This window comes from Pseudoalteromonas sp. APC 3893 (assembly GCF_030408095.1).
Classification (GTDB): domain Bacteria; phylum Pseudomonadota; class Gammaproteobacteria; order Enterobacterales; family Alteromonadaceae; genus Pseudoalteromonas.
In genome coordinates, this window is record NZ_JASDCD010000084.1 from 1 (window position 1) to 807 (window position 807).

The window sequence follows — 807 nt, forward strand, 5'->3', positions numbered from 1 at the left end:
ATACCAAACACATTTAATTGATGATCTATTTTAATTTTATGCTTTTTGTGATCTAATAGAGCTAAATGCAGTCATTCTAACTGAGCTTACATTGTCCAACATTCCAGATTTTCCCTATACCCGAGATGCGCGATTAAAAACCCGTTATCAAGTTGTTCGCCAATTTCTTACAGTTAAAAACCGTACAGCTGTTGCACAAGCGACAGGCGTTAGTCGACGCCTGGTAAATGAGTGGGTGACGGCCTATCTTTCTAATGGAATTGAAGCACTGGCCATTAAGAAACAACCCGGTCGTCCTTGCGCTTTAACCCTAAAGCAAAAACTGCAACTCAAAGATTATGTATGCAAACATGCGGTTAAAGATGAAGGGGGGCGATTAATCGGTGAAGACATTCGTGAGTATATTCGCGAGACATTTGATGTGCAGTATAAGCTTAATAATGTTTATCGCTTATTACATGAGCTTAATTTGTCATGGATTACATCTCGTTCGAAGCACCCTAAGCAATCAGTTCAGGCGCAAGAAGACTTTAAAAAATTTCCTTCGTAATACGATCATCACAATTCCAGGCCACGTATCACTAGATAGAGTCAATGTCTGGTTCCAAGATGAAGCGCGGTTTGGTCAACAAAATACCACATCTAAAATTTGGGCAAAAAAAGGCTCAAGGCCTCGAGTGGTCAAGCAGCAACAATTTCTATCAACTCATATTTTTGGTGCAGTTTGCCCTGCAACAGGCCAGACGGAGGCAATTATAGCGCCTTATTTGAGTAAGGCTATAATGAGGCAACACTTACAACTCATTT

2 protein-coding genes are annotated in these 807 nt (G+C 40.4%); both read left to right on the top strand.

Translation table 11 applies throughout. From position 1 onward, the window contains the following. The first annotated feature begins 91 nt into the window (after positions 1–91). Positions 92–550 carry a winged helix-turn-helix domain-containing protein gene (locus QMA12_RS22100; RefSeq protein WP_290211518.1) on the top strand — a complete coding sequence of 153 codons (459 nt, stop codon included), beginning with the start codon at positions 92–94 and terminating at the stop codon, positions 548–550. Continuing rightward, positions 459–807 (top strand): transposase (locus QMA12_RS22275; RefSeq protein ID WP_356948045.1); only part of this gene is annotated, 349 nt, incomplete at its 3' end. The genes QMA12_RS22100 and QMA12_RS22275, both read left to right, overlap by 92 nt.